Source organism: Okeania sp. SIO3B5 (assembly GCF_010692555.1).
In the GTDB taxonomy this organism is placed as follows: Bacteria; Cyanobacteriota; Cyanobacteriia; order Cyanobacteriales; family Microcoleaceae; genus Okeania.
The window spans coordinates 1-5,555 of sequence record NZ_JAAHHG010000608.1; the positions used below are offsets into that span (position 1 = coordinate 1).

2 protein-coding genes are annotated in these 5,555 nt (G+C 36.6%); both read left to right on the top strand.

Annotated elements, in window-relative coordinates:
• Positions 1–2,545 (top strand): WD40 repeat domain-containing protein (locus F6K54_RS39270; protein ID WP_293089664.1); only part of this gene is annotated, 2,545 nt, incomplete at its 5' end.
• A gap of 98 nt (positions 2,546–2,643) precedes the next feature.
• Complete coding sequence (locus F6K54_RS39275) at positions 2,644–5,199, top strand: C1 family peptidase (RefSeq protein WP_293089665.1); 2,556 nt, start codon at positions 2,644–2,646, stop codon at positions 5,197–5,199.
• The last annotated feature ends 356 nt before the right edge of the window (positions 5,200–5,555 follow it).

Here is a 5,555-nt window from a genome sequence, read left to right on the forward strand (position 1 = left end):
AGTACGTCCGGGGGAAGGTACAGAAGATACGAGGCGTGTTGCTACCCGTGGGGAAGTAGGAGAAGATAATTGGAATTTGGTGAGTTATTTGGCGGGGTATCAGGCTCGGTTGGTAGTGACGGGGAGGCGGGAAGAAGAAGATACGGTAGAGGTGGTGCATGAAGCTTTAATTCGAGAGTGGAGAACTTTGGGGGGGTGGATCGATGCTAACCGTGAGTTTAGAACATGGCAAGAACGGTTGAAGGTGACATTACGGGAGTGGAAAAAGAATAACAATGATCTGGGAGGGTTATTACGGGGTGTGCGGTTGAGTGTGGCGGAAGATTGGTTGCGTAAACGTGGGGGGGAGATGACAGAGGAAGAGCGAAATTTTATTCAGGTTAGTTTTAAAGAAAGGGATAGGGATAAAAAAGAACGGGAACGTAGGCGACAACTGACAATTATTGGGTTGAGTGGTTTTTCCTTTATAGCTTTGAGTTTAGCTGGAATAGCTGGGTGGCAATGGCAAAATTCAATAAAGAGTGAGATTCAAGCTCTCAGTGCATCCTCTAAAGCACTTTTTACCTCAAATCGATATTCCTTTGATCCGTTGATTGCTGCTTTGCGAGCAGGTAAGAAATTGAAAAATTCCATTTGGTTGATAAATGACGACAAGCTAAAAGTAGAAGTCATGGAAGCATTGAATGCAACTTACTGGGTAAGAGAAAGCAACCGCTTAGAAAATCATAAAGATGCTGTTGAGCAAGTTAGGTATAGTCCCGACGGTAAAACTATTGCCACCGCAAGTTTCGACAAAACAGCTAAACTCTGGAGTACTGATGGTAAAGAACTTGTGACATTAGCAGGGCATAAAAGAGATGTTGTGGATGTAAGTTTTAGCCCTGATGGTCAAACTATTGCTACTGCCAGCAGAGATAAGACTGTCAGACTCTGGAATAAACAAGGGGAGCTTTTAAAGACTTTCAATGCCCATGAAAAGGTTGTTTGGAGTGTTAGTTTTAGTCCTGATGGTCAAACTATTGCTACCGCTAGTGCTGACCAAATAGCAAAGCTTTGGACACTAGATGGTGTTCTGCTGAAGGATTTAAAAGGTCATAGGGGGGCAATTTACAGTATCAGCTTTAGTCCAGATGGTGAAACAATAGCTACCGCTAGCCAAGATAAGACCGTAAAACTTTGGGATGCCCAAGGTAATTTACTTGATACTTTCACTCGACATACTGATCAAGTAATAAGTGTTAGTTTTAGCCCTGATGGACAAACTATTGCCTCTGGTGGAAAAGACAAAACACTCATCCTTTGGAATAGAAAAACCCAAAAACCAGTGTTTCCTCCCGTGAATGACAAAGATTCAGTTGCAATTACATATTTAAGCTTTAGCCCTGATGGTCAAACTATTGCTACTGCATATCAAAATGGAAAAGTGCAGCTACGGCGTAGTAGAGACGGTTTACTATTAACAACCTTAGAAGGACATAGAGATGGAGTCAACAGCGTTAATTTCAGTCCAGACGGTAAAACTCTTGTATCTGCCGGCAATGACAAAAAAGTCAAAATTTGGCGCTCAAATGATTTGCTGACTCATTTTGTTGGACACAAGAACGTAGTTTCCGATATCGACATTAGCCCTAAAAATAATATTTTGGTAACTGCTAGTCAAGACAAAACGGTCAAACTATGGAATTTACAGGGACAGGAACTTCAAACACTCCAAGGACATGATGGAGAAGTTTGGAGTGTTAGTATTAGTTCAGATAGCAAAAAGATTGCTTCTAGCGGTTACGGCAAAACAATCAAACTTTGGAATTTACAGGGACAGGAACTTAAAAATCTCACAGGGCACAATGATTCTGTAGCGAACCTCGCTTTCAGTCCGGATGGTGAGATAATTGCCTCTAGTAGTAGAGATCATACAGTCAAACTATGGAATTTACAGGGACAGGAACTTCAAACACTTACAGGGCATAAGGATGCCGTTATGGATGTAAGTTTCAGTCCAGATGGCCATAAGATTGCTTCTGTGGATCAGGATGGATACTTGAAACTCTGGAATTCTGATGGAAATCCTTTAGATAGCTGGGAAGCACACAATCCATTCTCAGCCTACAGCATTCGCTTTATCTCCAATAGCCAGGTTATTACTGCTGGTGAAGATAAAACTGTGAAATTATGGAATCTAGATGGCAGTCTTCTCAGTTCTCCTTTGGACTTTAAGGGCCATACTGCTGGAATTTGGGGCATGGATTTTAATCCTGATCGAGAAATAATTGCTACCGGCAGCGATGATAGTACAATAAGAGTCTGGAAGCTCAATGGCACATTAATCACCGCCCTTATCGGGCATAACCAGCCAGTTAACTCTGTGAGGTTTAGCCCTGATGGTAAGATGCTTGCCACTGCTAGTTCAGATCAGACTGCACTTCTATGGAATGTTGAAAATTTAACCTTGGATGGACTTATGAAGCGTGGATGTAGTTGGCTGAGTGACTATCTGAAAAATAACCCTAATGCTCCAAAAGATGTTTGTAATGATATAAAAAAGTAACTGTTTAAGTCAATAAATTTTCCAGAAAAAATCAATATCAATGATTTTAGGCGCAGAAATATTAAAGTGTTATTCATTCAGTAATAAAGGAGAAAAAAATGCCAAATGAACAAGGGAAAGAAACAGGTAAAGAAAGAGGATTAGGTTGGATACCAGAATATCCGGATCTACGTGACTATGATCTTGGTAATGAAGAAATACTTCGGTTCAAAACAGAAGGTAAAACAGCTAGTTTTGAAAAAATAGCAAAAGATTTAATTCAATTGATTGACAGCTTAAATGCTGAAGATAAAAGCTTTGGTCATCGAGTTGACAATAAAAAAAGACAAGGCGAGATAGAGAAATTCAAACAAGAAGTATTAAGCCAAGTTCAATTTATTAAAGTTAAAGTACATCATATTTTTAGATATTCAACTCTTCAGCAAGAGAAGCTTATTAACAAATTGCCTGATAAAAATAGCTTATCTAGACAGCAAATACGAGAACTCAAAAAGTATCTCAGTCTTCTGGTAATGGAAAACGCAGATTTGAAAAAACGTTATCAAAATTTATATCAAGAAAAGCACCAAGACATTGAAGATACAGGATATAAGCTAATTAATTTTAATGAATTTAAAGAAATTGTGAATTGGATAAGGGAAGAAGATTATGACCCAACGACTATAATAATTGTAAAATTATTACAGGTTATTTTTAAAATAAGAAATGATGGATTTTTTGGATTAGAAACTTACACAAGTTTCAATCAACACCTTTCTGACGAAAATGAATTGCCATCTCTTGACATCAATAATTATGATGTATATTCCAATCAAAAATCTCTATCAAAAATTAGATTTGTACCTATAGCCTCATGGATACCAGTTACAACACTGGATAAAATATTAGAGATTCTTATTAAGAAGACTATAGAAAGTAGATTTTATCTAGAAAAATCAAATAAAATCATTTTTGAATATGATTTTTTAGAAAATAATATTGTAGCCGCAAAAAGTGATAAGAAAATTTTTGAAATTTATTTAAAACAAGACTTAAACAACATACGTGGTCTCATAGTTAAAGATAATAATCAAAAAGACTTAGAAGATATAGTTGGTCTCATCGATCAATATTATATCGATAAATCCGAGGGAAAAAAGAGTGAAGTTAATGAAGATAAAAAAGAAGAGAGAAACCCTGATTTAAACGGCGAATCTGATGGTTCAAAAAATGAAAAAATCAAAAAACAAGCCTCTGTTTTTTTGTCATATATTAAAAAAGATAAAGACTCTGAATTGAAGTACAAAGAAATCAGAGAAACATTACGTCATTCTAATTTAATTGAGCCTATATTTTCCACTATTTTGAATATATTATCACCCTTGGCAAAATTTAAAAATAAAAGTTTAGAAGAATTGATAGAACAAGGGTTAGAAAAATTTGAAAGTTTATTATGTTCTGATTCCCAAAAAGATAACATAGATAATCATAATTCGCAAGATGATAAAGTACGACTAGAACTGGCTGAAGCAGCTGTTGAGAAAGTACTATTTCTTCTTAAAATGGAGATAAATTCACTCCTAGAGCAGCATAAAAAAGATGACCCCGGTAGAGATAAGTATAAATATAAGAGCCATATATTTTTATGTTTTTTAATCACAAAATACCTAAACAGATTTCAGAAGCAGATCGAAAAAGCTGAAAATAGACTTAAGAACAGTCAACCAAATATCTTTGATAAGCAGGAAGTATTTGAAATTGGTTATAAAGAAGATTCAGGGCTTTTGCCTGGCTTAGAAATTAGTATTCCAGTTGTTGGTTATGATATAATCCGGCAATTACAATCCTATTTTGAAGATGAAAATAAAACGCGATACAGTCTTCTTCCTAGCATCGTAGATTTGAGTTTTTGGTGTTCTCCAGTAAGAGACCAAGGTTCACTAAATTCATGTACAGCGTTTGCAGCCATTTCATTATATGAGTACTTCGTCAATAGAGCTTTTAACAAGAAAATAGATGCCTCTCCTTTATTTCTATACAAAGCTACACGGAATAAAATGAATATTACTGAAGATGTGGGAGCATCTATACGAGAAACAATGAAAGCCCTTGCATTATACGGTGTCCCTCCGGAATCTTCTTGGTCTTATAATGAAGAAAAAGTAGATGAAGAACCTCCTGCATATTGCTATTCCTATGCTCAAAACTATCAGTCACTCAAGTACTTTCTTTTAGATTATGCAGGGATTTCAAAAGAAACTTTGCTCTTTCAAATTAAGGCTGTTCTAGCGGCTGGCTTCCCCTGTATTTTTGGATTCACAATTTATAATTCTGCCTATGATGACTCAAATAAACCCGGTCATATTCCGTTTCTTGCTCCAAAAAATGATCAAGTAGTTGGAGGACATACAGTTGTTGCAGTTGGCTACGATGATTTCAAGTTGATTCAATGTGCTGACCGCACAAAATATTCTAAAGGTGCATTCTTAATTCGGAACTCTTGGGGAGAGGACTGGGGAGTTAAAGGTTATGGATGGCTTCCCTACGACTATGTTTTAGCTGGACTTACCGCTGCTTGGTGGTCGCTGATTAAAGCTGAATGGTTTAATGAAGGAAATTTTGGAGCAGCGGGAGCTGGTGGAGGCACTGGTGCTAGAGGGAATAAAGGAGGTTAAGGTAAGGGTAGTGGCACTGGCTGAGTATGATAGTTCTCAACAGTCAAGGTTGGATTAATAGACATCTCCAGAAAAGAGGGAGCAGGGAGTAGAGAGAAATAATTGATGACACGCCCTAGGATAATTGATTTTATTTTTTATTATTGGAGATGTCTAATACCATTTTGAAAAAAGAATGTTACGAATAATAAGTGCAATAAAAAAAATTTGCAGGAAATGTCCCTTTGATAAAAAAGATAATTTATGACCTAAAAACTGGTATTAAATCTATTCCCATACGACTCCTGAGGACTGAGGACTGACTCCTAAAAAGTACCCTACCTATTTGTAGCAAACATTTATAAAATTGGTATAAT